The organism is Paenibacillus nuruki (assembly GCF_963311185.1).
Taxonomy (GTDB): Bacteria; Bacillota; Bacilli; order Paenibacillales; family Paenibacillaceae; genus Saccharibacillus; species Saccharibacillus nuruki.
Genome location: NZ_OY725677.1, coordinates 5,045,451 through 5,066,866, shown reverse-complemented (window position 1 = coordinate 5,066,866; position 21,416 = coordinate 5,045,451). Strand labels below are relative to the sequence as shown.

The window sequence follows — 21,416 nt, the reverse complement described above, 5'->3', positions numbered from 1 at the left end:
GTTATTTTGCTTTTGTGCACCGACGCGTTATCGCATCAGCAACTCTTATAATATATCATGCTCATTTCATTTCGTCAACACTTTTTTCAATCTTTTTTTCAAGTGATCTGCAATGTTGAAATTTGTTAATCTCTTTCATTGCGTTCAACACTTTTAAACATTAAAAACAGTGCGAGAATTAATTTATCATATATTTATAGATTACGTCAATAGTTTTTTACAATTTAATTATTAGTCTCTTTGTAGCGTCCGTTTCGTACATATTTAGATAGTTCCTTTTGTGGTGCAAAACGTGCATACATTTGAAAAATCGTTTTGTATCTTTTATCAATTGATTTGCGTATATCCTGATTTAGACGTTGATCACTTAGATCGAATAACATTTCATCTAATTCTTTACGTAATACATAAGCCATCTCTTTACATTCTTTATCGTTTAATAACATTCCAAGCATATGAATATCCTCCCTAGATTGTAACTCCTCACAGTATATCTATTAGGCTGCTATCTGTAGATGTATCAATCTCAATCCAATTACCTACAATAACAGCCTTCTGGATAGTGATGAATTAACCTAATTAGGCATACTTGTAACTGTTTGTATGTGATTTTTTGTAAATAACTAAGCCTGCATTAACCAGAATGTTACCGTACTCTCTATAATCGCTGCTACAAAAAGAATAATGACTAGCCAAAATGAAGCTGTGATTGTAGATCTCATAAACTGTTTCCAAGCTACTCTGAGTTGTACTCTTCCTGCTGGACTCCATGTGGTTAGACTATCCAATACCAATTTACCAAATTTCAGACCATAAGCGGCGGCGATAAGAATAGCAGGAATCTCAAAGATTCCATGTGGTAATAATCCTTTAACTATTAAAGTCACTACATCCTGTCCCTGCATATCATAGGTACGTAGTAAAAATCCAATAATCATTCCGTTCATAACTAAAAAGATTACTGGAATGATGCCTATAAATATTCCTAAATAAATAATAAGAACACTTTTGATCGCATTGTTTAGAAAGATAAACACAAAATAGTTAAGTTCTACATGCTGTCCTTGGTTAAGCTGCTCTTTGACTACTTGTAGTTGCTGAAGTTGTTCTCTTAAATAGTTACCCAATGGTTCTACTAATAAGATTCCTGCTACAATTCCTACTGCAAACAGAATGGTAGAAACCAATAACATTGATTTGTTAGATTTAAGATCACGCCAAAAAGTACGCAATGAAAACAATGAAGCCATATATTCTACTCCTTCAAAACACAATTTGGTAAATAGATAAAAATAGAGAGCAAGGTATGATACGCCTTCCTCTCTATCTATCGGTTATTGAGATCAATCCTATATTTATTAGTATTGAGGTTTAGCCATGTTTCTCAATTACTTTTAGAGCTAACTCATTATATAGTTGACCAATTTCACTATCTTCTTTGTATACAGAAGGTGAAAAGTCAGGATCTGTTGGTAAATTGTCTGGTGCGCCTAACGGAATTTGAGCTAGTAGTTCAGTATGCAGTGTTTCTGCAAGCTGTCCACCGCCCCCTCTACCGAAGACATACTCTTTCTGTCCATCTCTTGCTTGGTAGTAAGACATATTTTCGACAACACCCAGAATCTCATGATCGGTCTGTAATGCCATCGTTCCCGCACGTGCTGCTACAAATGCTGCTGTTGCATGTGGAGTAGTTACCAGTATTTCTTTACTTTGTGGAAGAATCTGATGTACATCCAATGCTACATCCCCTGTTCCTGGAGGTAGATCTAGTAACATATAATCCAATGGAGCCCAGTCCACATCAGCAAAAAACTGACGAAGCATTTTACCCAGCATCGGTCCACGCCAGATTACAGGATTATTTTCTCGAATAAAGAATCCCATCGACATTACTTGAACGCCGAATCGTTCTACCGGTTGAATACGTCCTTCTTCTACAGTAGGGCCTTCTTCTATTCCCATCATGTCTGGAATACTGAATCCGTAAATATCAGCATCAATAATGCCTACTCTTTTTCCCTGGCGGACTAATGCAGTTGCTAAATTTACTGTAACAGTAGATTTACCGACGCCACCTTTACCACTAGCTACAGCGATAAAACGTACACCGGAATTCTGATGAATGATAGGAAGCTCCTCTAGACCTGCTGCATGACCTTTGTGCGTCTCAGATTCAGGCGGTAGTGCTTCTTCTGTGTCTGGAGATAGTAATTGACGTACTGTAGCCATTTCAAGCTCAGAAGGGGCTCTGAAACGAATATGTAGGTCAATCGGTTCAACAATTTTAAGAGCAGCTCGAATCGATTGCTCTATAGCATCTTTATATTCTTGACCTAATTCAATACCCACTACAGTTAATGAAATTCTGGTATCTTTGATCATAACATCGCGAATAAATTGCATTTCCAATAGAGGAAATTCGTACTGCGGATCTGTAACCGTACTTAATAATTCCAAAACATAGTCTCTTGATAACATATGAGGTGCACTCCTTATGTGGTTAGATTGAATATATCGTTATAAAGACAACCATGCGCTAATGCAACAATACGTTATATTATACCATTTTATATTATTGATTCGCGAATCGTACACCATAAAAGTATAAATAAAATGTTTCTACATCGATCAGCTTCGTTTCTCATACAAAAAAACCGTTTTACTTCAAATCATGATCGCATGACTAAAGTAAAACGGCTTGGAATACATAGTGACTAATTTAGAGTTTGTTATGTTCTGCCATACCTTCAATTAATACTTCTGCTACTTCTGGACGGGTAAATTCCGGTGGAGGGCATTGACCATCTCTTAGTAATGCTCTCACTTTTGTGCCGGAAAGAGTTAAATGGTTTTCTTTAGGATGCGGGCAAGTTTTGCTCGATGCCATGTTACCGCATTTGGTACAGAAAAAGCTATGTTCAAAGAATAGTGGAGTAATTCCTAATTCCTCTGCCGTAAAGTTAGTGAAAATCTCTTGAGCTTCATACGTTCCATAGTAGTCACCTACACCCGCGTGGTCGCGACCAACAATAAAGTGTGTACATCCATAATTTTTGCGAACCATTGCATGGAATATGGCTTCTCTTGGTCCTGCATAACGCATTGCTGCTGGAAATACTCCTAAAAAGGCACGATCTTTTGGATAGTAATTTTCTAAAAGAACTAAATAACTACGCATCCGTACATTCGCAGGTACATCATCTGACTTTGTTTCACCTACCAATGGATTCAAAAATAATGCATCTACAATCTCCATTGCACTCTTTTGAATATATTCATGAGCACGATGCACAGGGTTACGAGTTTGGAAACCGACGACTGTTTTCCATCCTTTATCTGCAAAAATCTTTCTGGTTTGTTCAGGATCAAAATAAAACTCACCGAACTTTTCAGGTTGAGGACGTTTTAATACTTGAATAGGTCCTCCTACATAGATCGAAGAACGACTGAATAATTTTTGTATCCCTGGATGTTCAGGATCATCTGTTTTAAAGATTTTCACCGCTTCTTGTTGTTGATCTACTGTATAGATGCTACGTACCTCTAATGTACCGTAGATCACTCCATCCTGCTCTCCTACTAATGCTACTTGCTCACCTATTTGAAGAGTGGAAGTAATAGATTCATCTAAAGCAAGTGTAATTGGAATACTCCATACTGTTCCATTTGATAATCTCATATTTTCGAGAACAGAATGATAATCTGCTTCTTCCATAAATCCTTCAAGTGGCGAAAAGGCTCCTACACCTATAAGATCAAGATCGGAGATAGTCCATGTATTGATAGGAATTTGTTTCCACTGTTGAGCTTGAGCCAATAACTGATCGCGCTCTTCCTCTTTTACAATACGCTGAACCAATTGACCCCCATGTGGCAAAATTGTTGTCATTCTGTAATCGCTCCTGTCTCATCATAAATGTGTATGCTATAAAATCTATCTGTCTAAGTATACATGAAGCCGACCAAATGCTAAAAATCACTTGATCGGCTGAGATTATCTATGTTAGTCATAATGTTGAATTATTTGTGTAATCCACATTCTGTTTTATCCGAATTGGCCCAACGTCCAGCACGAGGATCTTCGCCTGGCATAACCTGACGTGTGCATTGTTCACAACCAATACTAGGGTAATGTTGATCATGCAGAGGATTATAAATAATATCGTTATCTCGAATATACTGCCATACCTCTTCAGAAGTCCAATCTGCAATAGGGTTAAACTTCATCAAACCAAATTTGGAATCATATTCGATCTTTTTAGCATTTGCACGAGTGGGTGCTTGGTCACGCCGAATACCCGTAATCCATGAATCATATTGAGATAATATCCGAGTTAAAGGTTCTACTTTGCGAATATTGCAGCAAGCATTAGGATCGACAGTCCATAGCGATTCTCCATGAGCAGCAGCTTGTTCTTCAGGAGTCAGCTTTGGAGCTACTTTAACAAATTCCATACCATAACGCTCAATCATACGATCACGAGTCTCATAGGTTTCTTTAAAATGGAAATCAGTATCTAAATAGAAAATATCAGTGGACGGGCTGATATTCTGTAACATATCCACAATGACTACATCTTCTGCTCCAAAACTACAAGCAAAAGTAAGACTTTCAAAATTATCCACAGCCCAACGGATGACTTGTTCAGCTGTAGCATGTTCTAACTCTTCCGCTTTTACTCGAGCTAACTCTTCTTTTTCCAACAGATTCATATTTAGTTCCCCCATCTTTGGAATTCATTTTACCATTTTGGTTTTAAGTACCTTCAGTAAATGACTACACTTTTAAAAGGATTCAAATTAAAGCCGACTAAACAACTAAGAATTATGTATATTATAGTACTTAATGGTTGAGGATTCAATAGTATTTTTGGAGTTAATCACAAGTTATTCACAATCTTGTACAGCTGATTCTATATTTAATTTTAATTGCTATTAATATTTATGATTGTACACAGGGTTATACACATATAAAATGGTGGTCAAAATGTGGTCACGTTTCTTTTAAACACAAAAAAACCTCCAACCATTTCTGGTAAGAGGTCTTTGTAAACCTTGATATACAAGGAATATTAACGTTTGGAGAACTGAGGTGCGCGACGTGCTGCTTTAAGACCGTATTTTTTACGCTCTTTCATACGAGGGTCACGAGTCAGGAATCCAGCTTTTTTCAAAGATCCACGAAGTTCAGGATCAGCTTTAAGCAATGCACGGGAGATACCGTGACGGATTGCTCCTGCTTGACCAGAAATACCACCACCGTGAGCCAATACGATTACATCGTAGCTTCCGATTGTTTCTGTCAAGTTAAGTGGTTGTTTAACGATCAGTTTAAGTGTATCTAAACCGAAATATTCATTGATGTCGCGTTTATTGATGACAATGCGTCCTTCACCCGGTACAAGGCGAACACGTGCTACCGAATGTTTACGACGACCTGTCCCATAGTATTGTACTTGTGCCATGAAACTGTCCTCCTTTTAATTAGCCGCGAAGTTCGTAAACTTCCGGTTTTTGTGCTGCATGTGGGTGTTCTACGCCAGCATATGCTTTCAATCTTAACTTCATTTGGTTACCCATACGAGTTTTTGGAAGCATACCATGAACTGCAAATTCGATTACACGTTCTGGTTTGTTTTTAAGCATTTCATCAGCAGTGGTAACTTTAAGACCACCTGGATGCATTGAGTGACGGTAGTATTTTTTGTCTTGCAATTTTTTACCAGTCAAGTGGATTTTGTCAGCATTGATTACGATAACGAAATCTCCACCGTCTACATGAGGGGTAAATTGTGGTTTGTGTTTGCCGCGAATAAGTGCTGCTGCTTCACTAGCCAAACGACCAAGCGTTTTGCCTTCAGCATCGATAATGTGCCAATTGCGTTCTACTTCACTTGGCTTGGCAATGTACGTCGTACGCATGAAAAGTTCCTCCTTAGTGTGCTTTTGAAAATATATCATTACGGTATATTCTCATATATCTTCGTTCTTGAGTTAGTGTTGTTAGTACACAGTGTTACATAGTTATTAAGTGATGGATTAAAAATTTTAGGTGGTGTTATTCTTAATGGGGCTGTGGGATAGCCTTAAGAAAACACAAACTTTATTTTACAGCATAAAAACACGTTAAGCAAGAACTATTTGAAGTTTTTCTAGAAAAAATTTCGTAGGCATTTGCTTTGAAATTTTACTATGTATTAAACTCCTCATAGTGAACCCCCCACATCGTCAACGCTTTGCTGACTGCAGTTGGTCCTGCCTCACTACGATCCTCCGCAGCAATCATATTAGAAATAGCATCTGGTGCGTGTTTACCTTCTCCCACTTGTACCAGTGTCCCCATAATAATACGTACCATATGCTGTAAAAATCCACTGCCCGTTATATAAAAGTGTAGAATACCTTGGTCTCTTGTATCAGGACGGGTCATAGAATAATCTACTTCCAATCGTGCTTCGTAGATTGTACGGATATGACTTTGCTTTTCAGAATGTTTTGAAGCAAAGGTTGTGAAGTCATGAGTACCTATAAAGTGGGAAAGAGCTTCACGCATTGCTTCAATATTCAGTTTGCCTGGATGATGTAATTGCATATGCCTTAGAAAAACATCTGGATATTGATTAGCGTTAATCGTGTATCGATATGTTTTTCGTTTGGCTGAGCGCCGTGAGTGGAAGTCCAAATGAACCTCGCGCGCATTTGTAACAATAATATCTTTGGGCAAGCGACCATTTAAAGCAAGTGGCCAACGTTCTGCTGGGACAGTTGATTCAGTCAAGAAATGAAAGACTTGTCCAATCGCATGTACACCTGCATCTGTACGACCTGAGCCATGAATCTTTGGTTTTTCTCTAATGATCGAGGCAATTGCTTTTTCTAAATGATCCTGAATCGTATTTCCGTCCGGTTGGGTCTGAAATCCGTTATATCTAGTTCCATCATAATTGACAGTCATACAAAGATTCCTCATATATCCTCACCTTTTATACAAAGCAAGGGAGCCCCTAATGGAGCTCCCTCCCTCATTATCCTCAAACACTGCATGTTCCAAACAGAGAAAAAAAGGGTTTTGTCAGAATCTGTTGACCCTGTCCACCCTTTCCTCATCTGCATGTTACGCGCGGTCTACCAATTCAAGATAAACCATAGGTGCAGCATCGCCGCGACGAGGTCCTAATTTAAGAATACGAGTGTATCCACCTGGACGCTCTGCATAGCGAGTTGCTAAATCAGAAAACAATTTTTGGATAGCATCTTGTCCACCATCGAGAGACTCGCGACGAACATAAGCAGCTACTTGACGACGAGCATGAAGATCTCCACGTTTAGAAAGGGTGATCAGTTTTTCAGCGATAGAACGAACTTCTTTCGCTTTAGCTTCAGTCGTTTGAATACGCTCATACAAGAACAGGTCAGTTACCAGGTCACGAAACAAAGCTTTACGAGCGCTGGAGTTACGACCCAATTTTTGGTATGCCATGTTGTTTTTCCCTCCTTCATTACACTATTAAATGATTAGTCTTCTTGACGAAGTCCTAATCCTAATTCTTCAAGCTTCTCTTGAACTTCCTCAAGCGATTTGCGGCCCAAGTTGCGGACTTTCATCATATCGTCTTCGGATTTCGTAGTTAGCTCTTGTACGGTATTAATACCAGCACGTTTCAAGCAGTTGTAAGAACGTACAGAGAGATCAAGCTCTTCGATAGTCATCTCGAGCACTTTCTCTTTTTTATCTTCCTCTTTTTCGACCATGATTTCAGCATCCTTTGCTTCGTCAGTTAGACCAACAAATAACATCAAATGCTCAGTCAAAATTTTAGCGCCCAGACTAACTGCTTCTTCAGGGCGAATGCTACCATCCGTCCAGATTTCAATAGTTAGCTTGTCATAGTTCGTTACTTGACCTACACGAGTATTTTCCACGCCATAGTTAACGCGGGAAATCGGAGTATAGATAGAATCTACAGGAATGACACCAATTGGTTGATCATCACGTTTATTCTTATCTGCAGCAACATAGCCACGACCACGATTTGCAAAAATACGCATGTGAAGTCTAGAACCTGGAGCTAAAGTGGCGATATGAAGATCCGGATTCAGGATTTCAACATCACTGTCTGCACGGATATCTCCTGCAGTGATCGCCCCTTCTCCTTCCGCATCAATCTCCAACACTTTTTCTTCATCAGAGTGGATCTTAAGCGAAAGGGCCTTGAGGTTCAGAATGATTTCTGTAACGTCTTCCATCACACCTTGAACCGTTGAGAACTCATGCAATACACCATCGATTTGAACAGATGTTACTGCTGCTCCCGGAAGAGAAGATAACAAAATTCTACGAAGTGAGTTGCCAAGTGTTGTGCCATAACCACGTTCGAGCGGTTCAATGATGAATTTACCATAGTTACCTTCATCATTTACATCTACGGTCTCAATTTTCGGCTTTTCGATTTCTATCACTGCAATATCCCTCCTTCAAAACGTCGCTCCTGTGAAACTGTCGCTGAATACTTACAAATAGACATGCAGTAGTATACCCAGTAAACGGATCTTTACCTTTGCCGGGAATTATACTACAAAATGAAGAGACATGCTTCAATTATACGCGGCGACGTTTTGGTGGACGGCATCCGTTATGCGGGATTGGCGTTACATCTTTGATTAGGTTAACTTCAAGACCAGCTGCTTGCAAAGAACGAATTGCTGCTTCGCGTCCAGCTCCTGGACCTTTAACCATAACCTCAACGGCTTTCATACCGTGTTCCATTGCTGCTTTAGCTGCTGTTTCAGCTGCTAATTGCGCTGCGAATGGAGTAGACTTACGAGATCCTCTGAAACCTAGACCGCCTGAGCTCGCCCAGGAAATCGCGTTACCATGAGGGTCCGTAATTGTAACGATCGTATTATTAAACGTGGAACGGATGTGCGCCACGCCAGATTCAATATTTTTACGGTCACGACGTTTTGTACGTACGACTTTTTTAGCTTTAGCCATTGTGTGTTATACCCCCCTTACTTCTTCTTGTTCGCTACAGTACGACGAGGACCTTTACGTGTACGAGCATTAGTTTTAGTACGTTGTCCACGAACCGGCAATCCACGACGGTGACGAACACCACGGTAACATCCGATTTCGATTAGACGCTTAATGTTTAGAGAGATCTCACGACGAAGATCACCTTCAACTTTAGTACTACCAATTACTTCACGCAATTTTCCAACTTCATCTTCTGTAAGATCGCGGACACGAGTGTTCAGGTCAATACCAGTATCACTCAGAATTTTCTGGGAAGTCGTTTTACCGATTCCGAAAATATATGTCAAGGCGATCTCAACGCGTTTATCACGTGGTAAATCCACGCCAGCTATACGTGCCATTTTACGCTACACCCCCTAGATAATTATCCCTGTTTTTGTTTGTGTTTAGGATTCTCACAAATTACCATTACATTCCCTTTGCGGCGAATGACTTTGCATTTTTCGCAGATGGGTTTTACAGAAGGTCTTACCTTCATGTTAATTACCTCCTCAAGTTTTACGTCCGTAAAACTTACTTGTAATCATTGTATCTGCTGACAAGCAATGATTTCATAAACATCTATTATAACATAGATTAGTGTTAAAGTGTCTATTTGCGGTAAGTTATACGACCTTTTGTCAAATCATAAGGTGACAATTGTACAACTACTTTATCTCCAGTCAAAATACGGATAAAGTGCATCCGTAGCTTTCCAGAAACGTGAGCGAGAATCTGATGACCATTCTCTAATTCAACTTTGAACGTTGCATTTGGCAAGGGTTCAAGAACCACGCCTTCTACCTCAATAACATCTTCCTTGGCCACAGTCAGTCTCCTTTCTGTTCAACATTGTTTTCGGCAGATTCCAAGAACTTGGTAACTGCATAGCGCAATTTCCCGTTCGTGACCCGACCGCTTTCTTGCAAACTGTTTACTACTTCGCTGCTAATCACCGGCATTAGCTCCAGATGAAGCAGATTCTTCTTCTTCGGCTGGTCAAACTTTCGTTTGTTCCCGTCGGCGATATAAACAAACTTTTCATCCGGTACTGCAATGATAACAGCAGGTTGAGAAGCTCCCTGACCTTTTAACACTTTCACAATTTGACCGACCTGCGGGTTCATTGTTGTTTTCACAAGAATCACCTACGCATTTAGTTTAGTTTTGTGAAAATTTCCATACCGTCTGGTGTAACCGCAACTGTATGTTCAAAATGGGCACATAATGAGCCATCAACAGTAACTACTGTCCATTTGTCTTCAAGCGTTTTGACATGTTGCTTGCCGGCATTTACCATCGGCTCGATTGCCAGAACCATTCCCGGCTTCAGCCTCGGTCCGCGATCCGCAACTCCATAGTTTGGAATTTGAGGGGCTTCGTGCAGCTTCGCTCCGATACCATGTCCTACGTATTCACGTACGACAGACATACCGGCATCTTCAATAAAACGCTGTATCGCATGCGATATTGTAAACAAGCGTACATCTGGCTTGACCAGTTCAAGTCCTGCATACAAAGAACCTTCAGTTACTTCCAAAAGTTTTTTTGCATCATCAGAAATCTGTCCTACCGGATAAGTCCATGCAGAATCTCCATGATAACCTCGGTATTCAGCACCAATATCAAGTGTAACGATGTCGCCTTCTTGCAATTTGCGTTTATTCGGGAATCCATGAACTAATTGCTCATTAACCGAAGCACAAATGCTGGCAGGAAAACCATTGTATCCTTTGAATGACGGTAAGGCATTTTGACTGCGAATATAACGGTCTGCAATCTGATCAAGATGTTCGGTCGTAATACCTGGCTCGATCGCTTGCTTGATTAGACGATGCGTCTCAGCTACAATTCGCCCTGCTTCCCGCATAAATCCTAGTTCTGTTTCGGATTTGCAAATGATCATTCTGCTTAACCTCTAAGCAATGAAACAATATCCTTAGATACCGCATCAATACTTTGATCGCCATCAATCTCTCTCAATAGCTTTTGATCACCGTAGTAAGCAATAAGTGGCGCTTCTGTTTTCGTATGATACTCATTCAGACGCGTTCCTACGCTTTCTTCGTTATCATCAGCACGTTGATAAAGTTCACCACCATCAATATCGCATACGCCTTCTTGCTTCGGCGGATTGAATTCAATATGGTAAGTAGCTCCACAAGTTTTGCAAATACGTCGTCCGGTAATCCGAACAAGCAATTTGTTAAGGTCTACTTTTAAATTGATCACGTGGTCCAGCTTACGCTCCATTGCTGCCAGCATTTTATCCAACGCTTCAGCTTGAGCTAAAGTTCTTGGAAAACCGTCAAGCAAGAAACCTTTTTTACAATCGGGCTGAGCAAGACGCTCTTCCACGATTCCGTTCGTTACGTCATCCGGTACAAGTAAACCTTGATCGATGAACTCTTTGGCTTTTACTCCAATTGGAGTTTCCTGTTTGATCGCTAGACGAAATGCATCGCCTGTAGAAATATGAGGAATACCTAGCTCTTTCACAATCACTGCTGCTTGTGTTCCTTTTCCTGCTCCCGGAGGCCCCATGAATATGATGTTCACGTAATGTCACTCCCCCTAAGACTAATGCTGCAAGAACAGCACGGAAAGGCGCCGGTGTGAACAAGCATGACTTGTCCCAGCCGGAACCTGCCGTCTATTTATTGATAAAACCTTTGTAATGGCGTTTAATGAGCTGGCTTTCGATCGTTTTCATCGTATCAAGTGCAACCCCGATTACGATAAGAAGCGATGTACCGCCGATTTGCACAGATTGTGGCAAACCTGAAATAGCTCCTAAGAATACTGGTAATACCGAGATGACCGCAAGGAATAATGATCCTGTCATGGTCAAACGAGTCATAACACGAGTCAAATAAGTAGCCGTTGGCTTACCTGGACGAACACCCGGGATATATCCACCATTCTTTTTCATATTATCTGCCATTTGCGTAGGATTCATTTGCACAAATGTATAGAAGAAAGTAAAACCTATGATCATTATAACATACAGTACCATACCAAGCGGTTTGTCATACCACAAGTTTGCAGTAATCCATTTTGCCCAGATATGAGTAGACCAGAAGCTTGCTATAATAATCGGAAATTGTAGCAATGAAACGGCAAAGATAACAGGGATAACACCCGCTGAGTTAACTTTCAACGGAATATGTGTGTTCTGTCCACCATACATTTTGTTACCTACAACGCGTTTTGCATATTGTACTGGAATTTTACGGATACCCTGTTGGATAAATATAACTCCGACAACGATGAAAATCACGACGATAACAACGATGGCTAACTTCGCAACATTAAAGAATGTCTGACCTTGTTGAAGGAAATCCGATTGAACCATATCACGGATATGCTGCGGCATAGCTGCAACAATACCAGCGAAGATGATGATCGAAATACCGTTACCGATTCCTTTTTCAGTGATTTGTTCCCCAAGCCACATCAAGAATGATGTACCTGCCGTTAACACAATAGCAATAATGATGTAATCTACCGCCGTAGCGTTAGGAATCATTTCTGCATTGTATAAACGGTTGAAACCGATCGATGTACCAAAGGCTTGGATAAGACCCAGAATAACAGTACCATACCGGGTAATCTGTGCCAGTTTCTTTTTACCGTGTTCCCCTTGTTTGGCCCATTCCGCAAATTTCGGAATGACATCCATAGATAATAGTTGAACTATAATGGATGCAGTGATATACGGCATGATCCCAAGGGCAAAAATGGAGAAATGCCCCAAAGCTCCCCCTGAGAAAGTATTTAGAAGACCGAACAATTCTTTACCTTGAGCGTTAGCAGACTGGAATACACTTTTGTCTACACCCGGAACCGGTACAAACGCACCGATACGGTAGACAATGAGCACCAGCAAGGTAAAGATAATCCGATTTCTAAGATCCTCAACCCGCCATATATTCTTTAGGGTCTTGAACATTAGATCACCTCGGTTTTACCGCCGGCAGCCTCGATTTTCTCTACCGCAGATTGAGAGAACTTATTCGCTTTTACAGTCAATTTCACAGTGATGTCGCCATTACCAAGAATTTTAATTCCGCTTCTTGCATTTTTAACGATTCCCTGTTCCATCAAGAACGTAGGAGTTACTTCTGTATCAGCAGCAAAGCTGTTTAAATCTTCGATGTTTACGAGTGCATATTCTTTACGAGTAGGGTTAACAAATCCGCGTTTAGGCAAACGACGATACAATGGGTTTTGTCCGCCTTCAAATCCTGGACGAACGCCCCCGCCTGAACGAGAGTTTTGTCCTTTGTGACCACGACCCGATGTTTTACCAGTACCACTACTTGGACCGCGACCTACACGTTTGCGTTCCTTGCGTGAACCTGGGCTTGGTGAAAGCTCATGCAATTTCATCGTTCGTTGCACCTCCTTATTAATAATAGGTTAATTTTTAATCAATTAACCTTCGATTTCTTTTACAGATACTAAATGTTGTACTTGTTTGATCATACCGCGCATAGCAGCATTATCGTTTTGAACTACTGAGTGATTCATTTTACGTAGTCCTAGTGTTTTAACAGTAGTACGTTGTTTCTCTGAACGACCGATCACGCTACGGACGAGGGTAATTTCCAATTTAGCCATGAGGTTCCCTCCTTAACCGAGCAACTCTTCGATAGATTTTCCACGCAGTTTAGCCACGTCTTCAGCACGTTTCAAACGAGACAAGCCTTCCAACGTTGCGTTAACCATGTTCATGGAATTCGAAGAACCCAGAGATTTAGTCAAGATATTGCCTACACCAGCAAGTTCTAATACAGCACGAACCGGTCCACCAGCAATAACTCCAGTACCTTCGGATGCTGGTTTCAACAATACACGTCCTGCTCCGAATTTACCTGTAACAAGGTGAGGAATTGTTGTTCCAACGATAGGAACATGAATCAAGTTTTTCTTAGCATCTTCGATGCCTTTACGGATAGCGTCAGGTACTTCACCGGCTTTACCGATACCAGCGCCTACCCAGCCATTACCATCGCCCACTACTACAAGTGCGCTAAAGCTGAAACGACGTCCACCCTTAACTACTTTAGCTACACGATTAATGTTTACAACTCTTTCAGTCAGCTCTAAAGTGTTTGGATCAATACGCAAGTCGTTAACCTCCTTTTTACAATGTTTTAGAATTGAAGACCAGCTTCACGAGCTGCATCTGCCAAGGCTTGAATCCGTCCGTGATACAAGTAGCCTCCGCGATCAAATACAACAGCTGTGTGCCCTTTTTCAGATGCACGTTTTGCAACCAATTCGCCAACTTTAGTAGCAGCTTCTACGCTACCGCCGTTTTTAATATCTGCAAGTTCTTTATCAAGAGTCGAAGCGGAAACTAAAGTTACACCCGCTACGTCATCGATCAATTGAGCGTAGATATGTTTAGCAGAACGGAATATGTTCAAACGTGGACGTTGAGAAGTACCAGTGATGTTCTTACGAACACGTAGGTGTCTTTTCAGACGCGCTTTATTTTTATCTGCTTTTGTAATCATGACTGTACATTTCACTCCTTTCACGTTGCCTTCACAGGCTCACTTCAACATGCATAAGGTAAAGGAACGTATTCCTTTATCTTATTTTTTCTTACCAGCTTTACCTTCTTTACGAAGAATACGCTCGCCTTCATACTTGATACCTTTACCTTTATATGGTTCTGGTTCACGTACGGAACGGATTTTAGCAGCGTAAGCTCCTACGCGCTCTTTATCGATTCCATTAACGATGATTTTCGTATTTGTAGGAACATCGAACTCGATGCCTGGTTCAGGAGAAATTTCCACTGGATGAGAGTAACCCACGTTTAGAACAATTTTGTCGCCAGATTTGCTTGCGCGGTATCCAACTCCAACTAGCTCTAGGGATTTGGAGAAACCTGTAGTTACTCCACTCACCATATTACTTACTACACTACGAGTAGTGCCGTGCAGGGAACGATGAGTCTTATTATCAGAAGGACGTTCGATTGTGATCACGTTCTCTTCGATGTTTACTTTCATATCTTTATGAATCTCACGGGAAAGCGTACCTTTCGGTCCTTTTACCGTAATTTGAGTATTATCCAAGTTAATTTCAACACCACTTGGTACTTCGATTGGTTTGCGGCCAATACGAGACATAGAGTTGCACCTCCTTATTATATGACGTTAATTACCAAACGTAGCAAACGACTTCGCCGCCGCTTTTCGATTGACGAGCTTCTTTATCAGTTACTACCCCTTTAGAAGTAGAGATGATAGCGATTCCCAGTCCACCTAGTACGCGAGGGATTTCATTGCTTTTCGTGTAAACACGAAGTCCTGGTTTACTGATACGTTTCAAACCAGTAATTACACGTTCGTTATTTTGACCGTATTTCAAGAAAATACGGATAATTCCTTGTTTGTTATCCTCAACAACTTCAGCATCACGAATGAAACCTTCGCGTTTTAGGATATCAGCGATTTGCTTCTTCATTGTAGAAGCAGGAACTTCAACTGTTTCGTGACGCACAACGTTCGCGTTACGAATACGAGTAAGCATATCAGCAATTGGATCTGACATAGTCATGTGTGTAAACCTCCTTCCCCTTAATCAAATGTTTACCAGCTTGCTTTTTTCACACCAGGGATCTGGCCTTTATGAGCCAATTCACGGAAGCAAATTCTGCAAATTTTGAACTTTTGCAATACCGAGTGTGGACGACCACAACGTTCGCAACGTGTGTATGCACGTACTTTGAACTTCGGTGTGCGTTGTTGTTTAACTTTCATTGAAGTTTTAGCCACTTAGCCTGACACCTCCTAATATTTTCGGAGAACTAGGGTTTATATTCGAACCCTGTACGTTTCAATAATTATTTTACGAAAGGCATTCCCAATTGGGTAAGCAATTCACGAGACTCTTCGTCAGTTTTAGCTGTCGTTACAATAACGATATCCATACCGCGAACTTTGTCTACTTTATCATACTCGATTTCAGGGAAGATCAATTGTTCTTTCAAACCTAGTGTATAGTTACCGCGTCCGTCGAACGCTTTAGAAGATACACCACGGAAGTCACGTACACGTGGAAGTGTAATGTTGAACAATTTATCCAAGAAATAATACATACGATCGCCACGAAGTGTTACTTTAACACCGATAGGCATGTTTTCACGAAGCTTAAATCCAGCGATAGATTTTTTAGCACGTGTGATAACTGGTTTTTGACCAGAGATCAATTGAAGATCACTAACAGCAGAATCCAATACTTTGGAGTTCGATACTGCTTCACCTACACCCATGTTGATAACAACTTTTTCAACTTTCGGTACTTGCATAACCGTTGTATAGTTGAATTTTTGTACCAAAGCTGGGGAAATTTCATTCAAGTAAAGCTCTTTCATTCTTGTTGCCATGTTGGAAGATCCTCCTTTCCGTAACAATTAGTATTAGTCGATTGTTTCACCGGAGCGTTTAGCTACGCGAACTTTTTTGCCGTTATCCAATGTTTTGTAACCGATACGGGTTACTTTTTTTCCGTCCTTAGGATCAACGTGCATTACGTTCGAAACGTGGATCGGCGCTTCTTGCTCAACACGTCCTCCTTGCGGATTCAGTTGAGTTGGTTTTTGGTGTTTGGTGATCATATTCACGCCTTCAACCAACACGCGGTTTTCACGAGGATACGCTGCGATAACGCGACCTTTTTTACCTTTGTCTTTACCGCTGATTACAAGAACCGTATCATCTTTTTTCACGTGAAGTTTGTGGTTGTGAGATTCCAACACTTTTTTCACTTTCGCCATTTGTGTACACCTCCTATAACTCACTTCAGGCCATAGCCTTTATATCTTACAAATCGTTTAGATAACTTCCGGAGCCAAAGAAACGATTTTCATGAAGTCTTTATCACGCAATTCACGAGCAACTGGTCCAAAGATACGAGTACCACGAGGGCCTCTGTCATCTTTAACGACTACTGCTGCATTCTCATCAAATGCGATGTAAGATCCGTCTTTACGACGAACGGAACTCTTTGTACGAACGATTACCGCTCTTACAACATCACCCTTTTTGACAACGCCGCCTGGTGTTGCTTGTTTTACAGAACAAACGATCAAATCGCCGATTGCAGCTGTACGACGTCCAGTACCACCTAGTACGCGGATACACATAAGTTCTTTTGCGCCAGAGTTATCGGCTACAGCCAAACGTGTAAATGGTTGAATCATTGTTAGTTCCTCCTTCCAGACAGGTTTGCATCATTCATCAAATGATGATTGCTTCTTCTACTACTTCCACTAATCTCCAGTTTTTATCTTTAGATAATGGACGTGTCTCCATGATTTTAACAACATCACCAATTTTAGCAGTGTTATTTTCATCATGAGCCTTGAATTTTTTCGTATATTTAATACGTTTGTGATACAAGTCATGCTTTTTATAAGTTTCTACAGCAACAACGATGGTTTTATCCATTTTATCACTGACCACTTTGCCTACTTGTACTTTACGGGCATTGCGTTCGCTCATAGTTAATCTCCTTCCTAGCTGATAGCATTTAAGCTCTCAAATATTGGATTACGATGTGATTCCAAGTTCTCTTTCACGAACTACTGTTTTAGCACGTGCAATTTGTTTACGCACAGCGCTGATACGAGTAGGGTTATCCAATTGACCGGTAGCAAGTTGAAAGCGCAGGTTAAAGAGTTCCTCTTTAAAACCAGCAATCTTTTGCTCGATTTCAGCAGTGGTAAGGTTGCGCAATTCATTAGCTTTCATTTGCTTCACCACCCAATTCTTCACGTTTCACAAACTTAGTTTTTACAGGCAACTTGTGAGAAGCAAGACGCATAGCTTCACGTGCGATCTCTTCAGAAACACCTGCAAGTTCAAACATAATTTTACCTGGTTTAACAACGGCAACCCATTTTTCTACGTTACCTTTACCACTACCCATACGAACCTCAAGAGGCTTTTGAGTAATTGGCTTATCCGGGAAAATTTTAATCCATACTTTACCACCACGTTTGATATAACGAGTCATAGCAATACGAGCAGCTTCGATTTGACGGTTAGTGATCCAAGAAGGCTCAGTAGCTTGCAAACCGAATTCTCCGAAGTTCAATTCAGTACCGCCTTTAGCGCGACCTGACATGCTTCCGCGTTGTTGTTTACGGTGTTTTACACGTTTTGGTACCAACATGATTAGTTGCCTCCTTCCTGAGCAGCTTGTTTCTTAGCCGTAGGAAGAACCTCTCCACGATAAATCCATACTTTTACGCCAATACGACCATAAGTAGTATGCGCTTCTGCTGTACCATAGTCAATATCGGCACGAAGCGTATGAAGTGGAACAGTTCCTTCGCTGTAGCCTTCAGAACGGGCAATTTCAGCACCGCCAAGACGTCCGCTAACTGCTGTTTTAATTCCTTTAGCGCCTGAACGCATAGTTCTTTGAATTGCTTGTTTCAATGCACGACGGAAAGAAACACGACGTTCCAATTGTTGTGCAATACTTTCTGCAACTAGAATTGCATCAAGCTCTTGATTTTTGATTTCAGAAATGTTGATATGAACTTTTTTGCCACCAGCAATTTTAGTTACTTGTGTACGAAGAACTTCAACTTCTGAACCACCGCGTCCGATAACCATACCAGGTTTAGCTGTATGGATCGTTACGTTAACACGATTAGCCGCTCTCTCGATTTCGATATGAGAGACAGCAGACTCTTTAAGTTTGGTTTTAAGGTATTCACGGATTTTAACGTCTTCGATAAGAAGATCGCCAAAGTCTTTACCAGCATACCATTTAGATTCCCAATCACGGATAATACCTACACGTAATCCGACGGGATTTACTTTTTGGCCCACACGTTTTCCCTCCTTCTATCTTATTTTTCAGCTACCACCAAAGAAATATGGCTGGTGCGTTTGTTGATTTTACTTGCACGTCCCATTGCACGAGGGCGGAAACGTTTTAGTGTTGGTCCTTGGTTAACATAAACCTGAGAAATTACCAAGTTGTTAACATCAAAAGTCAACTCTTTTTCTGAGCTAATGAACTCAGCGTTGGCAATTGCGGAGTTAAGAAGCTTCTCAACAATTGGGGATGCGGATTTCGGCGTATGACGCAGAATCGCGATCGCTTCTCCAACTTGCTTACCGCGGATCAAGTCAACTACTAATTGAACTTTACGCGGAGCGATGCGTACAAACTTTGCGTGTGCTTTCGCTTGCATTGCGTGACCTCCTCTCTTACTTTAAATCCTTATATATTAACGTCTTGTTTTTCTGTCGTCATTAGCATGACCTTTGTACGTACGAGTTGGTGCGAACTCACCAAGCTTGTGTCCGACCATATCTTCCGTTACATATACCGGTACATGTTTGCGACCATCATAAACAGCGAATGTATGTCCGATAAATTGTGGGAAAATCGTCGAGCGACGGGACCAAGTTTTGATTACGACTTTTTTATCGTCTTCGTTCAATACTTCTACTTTTTTAAGCAAGTACCCGTCCACGAAAGGACCTTTTTTAAGACTACGGCTCATAGGTTGAATCCTCCCTTCATCTTTTCGTCACTTCACACTTTACAAGCATTCAAGCACAAATCTTACTTCGTGCGGCGGCGAATGATGTATTGATCGGAAGCCTTACCTTTTTTACGAGTTTTGTAACCAAGAGTAGGTTTACCCCATGGAGACATTGGAGATTTACGTCCGATTGGAGCTTTACCTTCACCACCACCGTGTGGGTGATCATTAGGGTTCATTACTACGCCTCGAACTTGTGGACGTTTGCCCAACCAGCGATTACGACCGGCTTTACCGATTTTAATCAATTCATGATCTTCATTACCAACTGATCCGATTGTAGCACGACATACTTTAAGTACGCGACGTACTTCACCAGAAGAAAGGCGAATGGAGACATATTTTTCTTCTTTACCAAGTAATTGAGCTTCCGTACCAGCTGCGCGAACGAGCTGACCACCTTTACCTGGTTTCAATTCGATATTGTGAATAACTGTACCAACTGGAATGTTTTCCAATGGAAGGCAGTTACCGATTTTGATGTCAGATCCTACGCCAGAGAAAATTTGATCTCCAACTTTTAATCCTTTAGGAGCGATGATATAACGTTTCTCTCCATCAGCATAGTGGATCAGAGCAATGTTAGAAGTACGGTTAGGATCGTACTCGATTGTAGCAACGTTACCTGGTATTCCATCTTTAGTACGTTTGAAGTCAATAATACGGTATTTACGTTTGTGTCCGCCGCCGTGGTGACGAACTGTAATTTTACCTTGGTTGTTGCGGCCTGCTCTTTTGAAAAGCGGAGCCAACAACGATTTCTCCGGTTGGTTCGTTGTAATCTCTTCGAATGTAGAAACACTCATGTTACGACGAGCCGGGGATGTCGGTTTGTACTTTTTAATTGGCACTGTTTATTCCTCCTTACTCTACAGATTCAAAAAACTCAAGCGGTTTACTTTCTGGAGCCAAAGTTACGATAGCTTTCTTCCATTCGGAAGTGTAGCCGGAATGACGTCCATAACGTTTCGGTTTAGCAGGCATGCGAAGAGTGTTTACTTTAGACACTTTCACTTTGAAAATTTCTTCAATTGCCTTTTTAACTTCCGTTTTATTAGAACGAATGTCTACTTCGAAAGCATATTTCAGTTCACTCATGTACTCGGCAGTGCGCTCAGTAATTACCGGACGCTTAATAATATCACGAGGATCTTTCATTACGCGAACACCTCCTCTACCTTGTGAACTGCATCCTTAGTAAGGATCAGCTTATCGTACGTAAGTACGTCTAGAACATTAACGCCGTCAGCTGCAACGAATTTAACACCTGGGATGTTACGAGCAGATAGTGCAACATTATCATCATAACTAGGAGTTACGATTAATACTTTGCGATCTACTTTAAGGTTGTTTAAAATTGCTGCGAACTCTTTTGTTTTCGGTGCGCTAAAGCTTAGTGCATCCAAAACGATGATTTCGTTAGCTACTACTTTAGAAGACAAAGCAGATTTGATCGCTAAACGACGAACTTTCTTAGGCAGTTTGTAAGCATAGCTGCGTGGAGTCGGTCCAAATGCTACGCCGCCGCCTTTCCATTGTGGAGAACGAATAGAACCTTGACGCGCACGTCCTGTTCCTTTTTGTTTCCATGGTTTACGTCCACCACCACGAACTTCAGAGCGTCCTTTTACTTTGTGATTACCTTGACGAAGGGAAGCACGTTGCATAATGACTGCATCATGAAGCACATGAGTGTTAGGTTCGATACCGAATACGGAATCACTCAATTCAACTTCGCCAACTTGGCTACCGTCGATACTGTAAAGTGCTACTTTTGGCATTTCCTGTTCCTCCTTTCTTGATTGG

The 21,416-nt window shown here is 41.0% G+C and carries 37 protein-coding genes; all 37 read right to left on the bottom strand.

Going from position 1 to position 21,416, the window contains the following annotated elements; all coding sequences use genetic code 11:
- Positions 1 to 224: 224 nt before the first annotated feature.
- Positions 225 to 455, bottom strand: a complete 231-nt coding sequence (locus tag RCP16_RS22490) for a hypothetical protein (protein ID WP_069328383.1) — start codon at positions 453 to 455, stop codon at positions 225 to 227.
- A 168-nt stretch (positions 456 to 623) separates the two neighbouring features.
- Positions 624 to 1,250, bottom strand: coding sequence for a stage II sporulation protein M (locus RCP16_RS22485; RefSeq protein WP_273592456.1), 627 nt, complete (start codon positions 1,248 to 1,250; stop codon positions 624 to 626).
- Positions 1,251 to 1,371: 121 nt separating this feature from the next.
- Positions 1,372 to 2,481 (bottom strand): iron-sulfur carrier protein/transcriptional regulator SalA, encoded by a 1,110-nt coding sequence (salA, locus tag RCP16_RS22480; RefSeq protein ID WP_069328381.1) that lies wholly within the window; start codon positions 2,479 to 2,481, stop codon positions 1,372 to 1,374.
- Positions 2,482 to 2,722: 241 nt separating this feature from the next.
- On the bottom strand, positions 2,723 to 3,892 hold the full coding sequence (sat, locus tag RCP16_RS22475; protein WP_308641378.1) for a sulfate adenylyltransferase: 1,170 nt from the start codon (positions 3,890 to 3,892) through the stop codon (positions 2,723 to 2,725).
- Positions 3,893 to 4,023: 131 nt separating this feature from the next.
- Positions 4,024 to 4,716 (bottom strand): phosphoadenylyl-sulfate reductase, encoded by a 693-nt coding sequence (locus tag RCP16_RS22470; RefSeq protein WP_069328379.1) that lies wholly within the window; start codon positions 4,714 to 4,716, stop codon positions 4,024 to 4,026.
- 359 nt (positions 4,717 to 5,075) lie between these two features.
- Entirely contained in the window at positions 5,076 to 5,468 is a 393-nt protein-coding gene (rpsI, locus tag RCP16_RS22465; protein WP_069328378.1) for a 30S ribosomal protein S9, read from the bottom strand.
- 19 nt (positions 5,469 to 5,487) lie between these two features.
- Positions 5,488 to 5,925, bottom strand: coding sequence for a 50S ribosomal protein L13 (gene rplM / locus RCP16_RS22460; protein ID WP_069328377.1), 438 nt, complete (start codon positions 5,923 to 5,925; stop codon positions 5,488 to 5,490).
- A gap of 268 nt (positions 5,926 to 6,193) precedes the next feature.
- On the bottom strand, positions 6,194 to 6,973 hold the full coding sequence (gene truA / locus RCP16_RS22455; protein ID WP_308641377.1) for a tRNA pseudouridine(38-40) synthase TruA: 780 nt from the start codon (positions 6,971 to 6,973) through the stop codon (positions 6,194 to 6,196).
- Between the two features lie 144 nt (positions 6,974 to 7,117).
- A complete protein-coding gene (rplQ, locus tag RCP16_RS22450) occupies positions 7,118 to 7,483 on the bottom strand; it encodes a 50S ribosomal protein L17 (RefSeq protein ID WP_069328375.1) in 366 nt (121 codons plus the stop codon).
- A 35-nt stretch (positions 7,484 to 7,518) separates the two neighbouring features.
- A complete protein-coding gene (locus tag RCP16_RS22445; protein WP_069328374.1) occupies positions 7,519 to 8,463 on the bottom strand; it encodes a DNA-directed RNA polymerase subunit alpha in 945 nt (314 codons plus the stop codon).
- 139 nt (positions 8,464 to 8,602) lie between these two features.
- Positions 8,603 to 8,998, bottom strand: coding sequence for a 30S ribosomal protein S11 (gene rpsK, locus RCP16_RS22440; protein ID WP_017815387.1), 396 nt, complete (start codon positions 8,996 to 8,998; stop codon positions 8,603 to 8,605).
- 17 nt (positions 8,999 to 9,015) lie between these two features.
- Complete coding sequence (gene rpsM, locus RCP16_RS22435) at positions 9,016 to 9,381, bottom strand: 30S ribosomal protein S13 (protein WP_069328373.1); 366 nt, start codon at positions 9,379 to 9,381, stop codon at positions 9,016 to 9,018.
- A gap of 23 nt (positions 9,382 to 9,404) precedes the next feature.
- Positions 9,405 to 9,518, bottom strand: a complete 114-nt coding sequence (rpmJ, locus tag RCP16_RS22430) for a 50S ribosomal protein L36 (protein ID WP_003333770.1) — start codon at positions 9,516 to 9,518, stop codon at positions 9,405 to 9,407.
- Positions 9,519 to 9,631: 113 nt separating this feature from the next.
- Positions 9,632 to 9,847 (bottom strand): translation initiation factor IF-1, encoded by a 216-nt coding sequence (gene infA, locus RCP16_RS22425; RefSeq protein WP_017815385.1) that lies wholly within the window; start codon positions 9,845 to 9,847, stop codon positions 9,632 to 9,634.
- Between the two features lie 2 nt (positions 9,848 to 9,849).
- Positions 9,850 to 10,146: a KOW domain-containing RNA-binding protein gene (locus RCP16_RS22420; RefSeq protein WP_069328384.1), complete on the bottom strand. Its 297-nt coding sequence runs from the start codon at positions 10,144 to 10,146 to the stop codon at positions 9,850 to 9,852.
- 29 nt (positions 10,147 to 10,175) lie between these two features.
- Positions 10,176 to 10,925 carry a type I methionyl aminopeptidase gene (map, locus tag RCP16_RS22415; protein ID WP_137225640.1) on the bottom strand — a complete coding sequence of 250 codons (750 nt, stop codon included), beginning with the start codon at positions 10,923 to 10,925 and terminating at the stop codon, positions 10,176 to 10,178.
- Positions 10,926 to 10,930: 5 nt separating this feature from the next.
- Complete coding sequence (locus RCP16_RS22410; RefSeq protein WP_069328371.1) at positions 10,931 to 11,578, bottom strand: adenylate kinase; 648 nt, start codon at positions 11,576 to 11,578, stop codon at positions 10,931 to 10,933.
- Between the two features lie 94 nt (positions 11,579 to 11,672).
- Entirely contained in the window at positions 11,673 to 12,971 is a 1,299-nt protein-coding gene (gene secY / locus RCP16_RS22405; RefSeq protein ID WP_069328370.1) for a preprotein translocase subunit SecY, read from the bottom strand.
- The gene (gene rplO, locus RCP16_RS22400; RefSeq protein ID WP_069328369.1) at positions 12,971 to 13,411 is read right to left on the bottom strand and encodes a 50S ribosomal protein L15; all 441 of its coding nucleotides are present in this window, start codon (positions 13,409 to 13,411) and stop codon (positions 12,971 to 12,973) included. Before rplO ends, secY begins: the two co-directional genes overlap by 1 nt.
- A gap of 45 nt (positions 13,412 to 13,456) precedes the next feature.
- The gene (gene rpmD / locus RCP16_RS22395; protein ID WP_069328368.1) at positions 13,457 to 13,642 is read right to left on the bottom strand and encodes a 50S ribosomal protein L30; all 186 of its coding nucleotides are present in this window, start codon (positions 13,640 to 13,642) and stop codon (positions 13,457 to 13,459) included.
- Positions 13,643 to 13,654: 12 nt separating this feature from the next.
- The gene (gene rpsE, locus RCP16_RS22390) at positions 13,655 to 14,152 is read right to left on the bottom strand and encodes a 30S ribosomal protein S5 (protein WP_069328367.1); all 498 of its coding nucleotides are present in this window, start codon (positions 14,150 to 14,152) and stop codon (positions 13,655 to 13,657) included.
- Between the two features lie 26 nt (positions 14,153 to 14,178).
- Positions 14,179 to 14,544 (bottom strand): 50S ribosomal protein L18, encoded by a 366-nt coding sequence (rplR, locus tag RCP16_RS22385; protein WP_069328366.1) that lies wholly within the window; start codon positions 14,542 to 14,544, stop codon positions 14,179 to 14,181.
- Positions 14,545 to 14,625: 81 nt separating this feature from the next.
- Positions 14,626 to 15,168 (bottom strand): 50S ribosomal protein L6, encoded by a 543-nt coding sequence (gene rplF / locus RCP16_RS22380; RefSeq protein ID WP_069328365.1) that lies wholly within the window; start codon positions 15,166 to 15,168, stop codon positions 14,626 to 14,628.
- A gap of 31 nt (positions 15,169 to 15,199) precedes the next feature.
- Positions 15,200 to 15,598: a 30S ribosomal protein S8 gene (rpsH, locus tag RCP16_RS22375; RefSeq protein WP_069328364.1), complete on the bottom strand. Its 399-nt coding sequence runs from the start codon at positions 15,596 to 15,598 to the stop codon at positions 15,200 to 15,202.
- A 32-nt stretch (positions 15,599 to 15,630) separates the two neighbouring features.
- Positions 15,631 to 15,816, bottom strand: coding sequence for a type Z 30S ribosomal protein S14 (locus RCP16_RS22370; RefSeq protein ID WP_037291562.1), 186 nt, complete (start codon positions 15,814 to 15,816; stop codon positions 15,631 to 15,633).
- Between the two features lie 68 nt (positions 15,817 to 15,884).
- Positions 15,885 to 16,427: a 50S ribosomal protein L5 gene (gene rplE, locus RCP16_RS22365; RefSeq protein WP_069328363.1), complete on the bottom strand. Its 543-nt coding sequence runs from the start codon at positions 16,425 to 16,427 to the stop codon at positions 15,885 to 15,887.
- 33 nt (positions 16,428 to 16,460) lie between these two features.
- Positions 16,461 to 16,817: a 50S ribosomal protein L24 gene (gene rplX / locus RCP16_RS22360; RefSeq protein WP_069328362.1), complete on the bottom strand. Its 357-nt coding sequence runs from the start codon at positions 16,815 to 16,817 to the stop codon at positions 16,461 to 16,463.
- A 57-nt stretch (positions 16,818 to 16,874) separates the two neighbouring features.
- Complete coding sequence (gene rplN, locus RCP16_RS22355) at positions 16,875 to 17,243, bottom strand: 50S ribosomal protein L14 (RefSeq protein WP_069328361.1); 369 nt, start codon at positions 17,241 to 17,243, stop codon at positions 16,875 to 16,877.
- A 37-nt stretch (positions 17,244 to 17,280) separates the two neighbouring features.
- On the bottom strand, positions 17,281 to 17,544 hold the full coding sequence (gene rpsQ / locus RCP16_RS22350; RefSeq protein ID WP_017815371.1) for a 30S ribosomal protein S17: 264 nt from the start codon (positions 17,542 to 17,544) through the stop codon (positions 17,281 to 17,283).
- 48 nt (positions 17,545 to 17,592) lie between these two features.
- Positions 17,593 to 17,793, bottom strand: a complete 201-nt coding sequence (gene rpmC / locus RCP16_RS22345) for a 50S ribosomal protein L29 (protein WP_017815370.1) — start codon at positions 17,791 to 17,793, stop codon at positions 17,593 to 17,595.
- The gene (gene rplP, locus RCP16_RS22340) at positions 17,783 to 18,217 is read right to left on the bottom strand and encodes a 50S ribosomal protein L16 (protein WP_069328360.1); all 435 of its coding nucleotides are present in this window, start codon (positions 18,215 to 18,217) and stop codon (positions 17,783 to 17,785) included. Before rplP ends, rpmC begins: the two co-directional genes overlap by 11 nt.
- 2 nt (positions 18,218 to 18,219) lie before the next feature.
- A complete protein-coding gene (rpsC, locus tag RCP16_RS22335) occupies positions 18,220 to 18,885 on the bottom strand; it encodes a 30S ribosomal protein S3 (protein ID WP_069328359.1) in 666 nt (221 codons plus the stop codon).
- A gap of 20 nt (positions 18,886 to 18,905) precedes the next feature.
- Positions 18,906 to 19,253 (bottom strand): 50S ribosomal protein L22, encoded by a 348-nt coding sequence (gene rplV / locus RCP16_RS22330; protein WP_069328358.1) that lies wholly within the window; start codon positions 19,251 to 19,253, stop codon positions 18,906 to 18,908.
- A gap of 36 nt (positions 19,254 to 19,289) precedes the next feature.
- On the bottom strand, positions 19,290 to 19,568 hold the full coding sequence (rpsS, locus tag RCP16_RS22325; RefSeq protein WP_069328357.1) for a 30S ribosomal protein S19: 279 nt from the start codon (positions 19,566 to 19,568) through the stop codon (positions 19,290 to 19,292).
- Positions 19,569 to 19,630: 62 nt separating this feature from the next.
- Entirely contained in the window at positions 19,631 to 20,461 is an 831-nt protein-coding gene (rplB, locus tag RCP16_RS22320) for a 50S ribosomal protein L2 (RefSeq protein WP_069328356.1), read from the bottom strand.
- A 13-nt stretch (positions 20,462 to 20,474) separates the two neighbouring features.
- Positions 20,475 to 20,768, bottom strand: coding sequence for a 50S ribosomal protein L23 (gene rplW / locus RCP16_RS22315; RefSeq protein ID WP_069328355.1), 294 nt, complete (start codon positions 20,766 to 20,768; stop codon positions 20,475 to 20,477).
- Positions 20,768 to 21,391, bottom strand: a complete 624-nt coding sequence (gene rplD / locus RCP16_RS22310; protein WP_069328354.1) for a 50S ribosomal protein L4 — start codon at positions 21,389 to 21,391, stop codon at positions 20,768 to 20,770. Before rplD ends, rplW begins: the two co-directional genes overlap by 1 nt.
- Positions 21,392 to 21,416 lie beyond the last annotated feature (25 nt).

Excerpts from the sequence above, each read along its gene's own strand:
- RCP16_RS22490 (WP_069328383.1), bottom strand. The coding sequence starts at position 455 with ATGCTTGGAATGTTATTAAACGATAAAGAATGTAAAGAGATGGCTTAT.
- RCP16_RS22485 (WP_273592456.1), bottom strand. The coding sequence starts at position 1,250 with ATGGCTTCATTGTTTTCATTGCGTACTTTTTGGCGTGATCTTAAATCT.
- salA (WP_069328381.1), bottom strand. The coding sequence starts at position 2,481 with ATGTTATCAAGAGACTATGTTTTGGAATTATTAAGTACGGTTACAGAT.
- sat (WP_308641378.1), bottom strand. The coding sequence starts at position 3,892 with ATGACAACAATTTTGCCACATGGGGGTCAATTGGTTCAGCGTATTGTA.
- RCP16_RS22470 (WP_069328379.1), bottom strand. The coding sequence starts at position 4,716 with ATGAATCTGTTGGAAAAAGAAGAGTTAGCTCGAGTAAAAGCGGAAGAG.
- rpsI (WP_069328378.1), bottom strand. The coding sequence starts at position 5,468 with ATGGCACAAGTACAATACTATGGGACAGGTCGTCGTAAACATTCGGTA.
- rplM (WP_069328377.1), bottom strand. The coding sequence starts at position 5,925 with ATGCGTACGACGTACATTGCCAAGCCAAGTGAAGTAGAACGCAATTGG.
- truA (WP_308641377.1), bottom strand. The coding sequence starts at position 6,973 with ATGAGGAATCTTTGTATGACTGTCAATTATGATGGAACTAGATATAAC.
- rplQ (WP_069328375.1), bottom strand. The coding sequence starts at position 7,483 with ATGGCATACCAAAAATTGGGTCGTAACTCCAGCGCTCGTAAAGCTTTG.
- rpsK (WP_017815387.1), bottom strand. The coding sequence starts at position 8,998 with ATGGCTAAAGCTAAAAAAGTCGTACGTACAAAACGTCGTGACCGTAAA.
- rpsM (WP_069328373.1), bottom strand. The coding sequence starts at position 9,381 with ATGGCACGTATAGCTGGCGTGGATTTACCACGTGATAAACGCGTTGAG.
- rpmJ (WP_003333770.1), bottom strand. The coding sequence starts at position 9,518 with ATGAAGGTAAGACCTTCTGTAAAACCCATCTGCGAAAAATGCAAAGTC.
- RCP16_RS22420 (WP_069328384.1), bottom strand. The coding sequence starts at position 10,146 with ATGAACCCGCAGGTCGGTCAAATTGTGAAAGTGTTAAAAGGTCAGGGA.
- map (WP_137225640.1), bottom strand. The coding sequence starts at position 10,925 with ATGATCATTTGCAAATCCGAAACAGAACTAGGATTTATGCGGGAAGCA.
- secY (WP_069328370.1), bottom strand. The coding sequence starts at position 12,971 with ATGTTCAAGACCCTAAAGAATATATGGCGGGTTGAGGATCTTAGAAAT.
- rplO (WP_069328369.1), bottom strand. The coding sequence starts at position 13,411 with ATGAAATTGCATGAGCTTTCACCAAGCCCAGGTTCACGCAAGGAACGC.
- rpmD (WP_069328368.1), bottom strand. The coding sequence starts at position 13,642 with ATGGCTAAATTGGAAATTACCCTCGTCCGTAGCGTGATCGGTCGTTCA.
- rplR (WP_069328366.1), bottom strand. The coding sequence starts at position 14,544 with ATGATTACAAAAGCAGATAAAAATAAAGCGCGTCTGAAAAGACACCTA.
- rplF (WP_069328365.1), bottom strand. The coding sequence starts at position 15,168 with ATGTCTCGTATTGGCCGCAAACCAATCGAAGTACCAAGTGGTGTTGAA.
- rpsH (WP_069328364.1), bottom strand. The coding sequence starts at position 15,598 with ATGACTATGTCAGATCCAATTGCTGATATGCTTACTCGTATTCGTAAC.
- rplE (WP_069328363.1), bottom strand. The coding sequence starts at position 16,427 with ATGGCAACAAGAATGAAAGAGCTTTACTTGAATGAAATTTCCCCAGCT.
- rplX (WP_069328362.1), bottom strand. The coding sequence starts at position 16,817 with ATGGCGAAAGTGAAAAAAGTGTTGGAATCTCACAACCACAAACTTCAC.
- rplN (WP_069328361.1), bottom strand. The coding sequence starts at position 17,243 with ATGATTCAACCATTTACACGTTTGGCTGTAGCCGATAACTCTGGCGCA.
- rpsQ (WP_017815371.1), bottom strand. The coding sequence starts at position 17,544 with ATGAGCGAACGCAATGCCCGTAAAGTACAAGTAGGCAAAGTGGTCAGT.
- rpmC (WP_017815370.1), bottom strand. The coding sequence starts at position 17,793 with ATGAAAGCTAATGAATTGCGCAACCTTACCACTGCTGAAATCGAGCAA.
- rplP (WP_069328360.1), bottom strand. The coding sequence starts at position 18,217 with ATGTTGGTACCAAAACGTGTAAAACACCGTAAACAACAACGCGGAAGC.
- rplV (WP_069328358.1), bottom strand. The coding sequence starts at position 19,253 with ATGCAAGCGAAAGCACACGCAAAGTTTGTACGCATCGCTCCGCGTAAA.
- rpsS (WP_069328357.1), bottom strand. The coding sequence starts at position 19,568 with ATGAGCCGTAGTCTTAAAAAAGGTCCTTTCGTGGACGGGTACTTGCTT.
- rplW (WP_069328355.1), bottom strand. The coding sequence starts at position 20,768 with ATGAAAGATCCTCGTGATATTATTAAGCGTCCGGTAATTACTGAGCGC.
- rplD (WP_069328354.1), bottom strand. The coding sequence starts at position 21,391 with ATGCCAAAAGTAGCACTTTACAGTATCGACGGTAGCCAAGTTGGCGAA.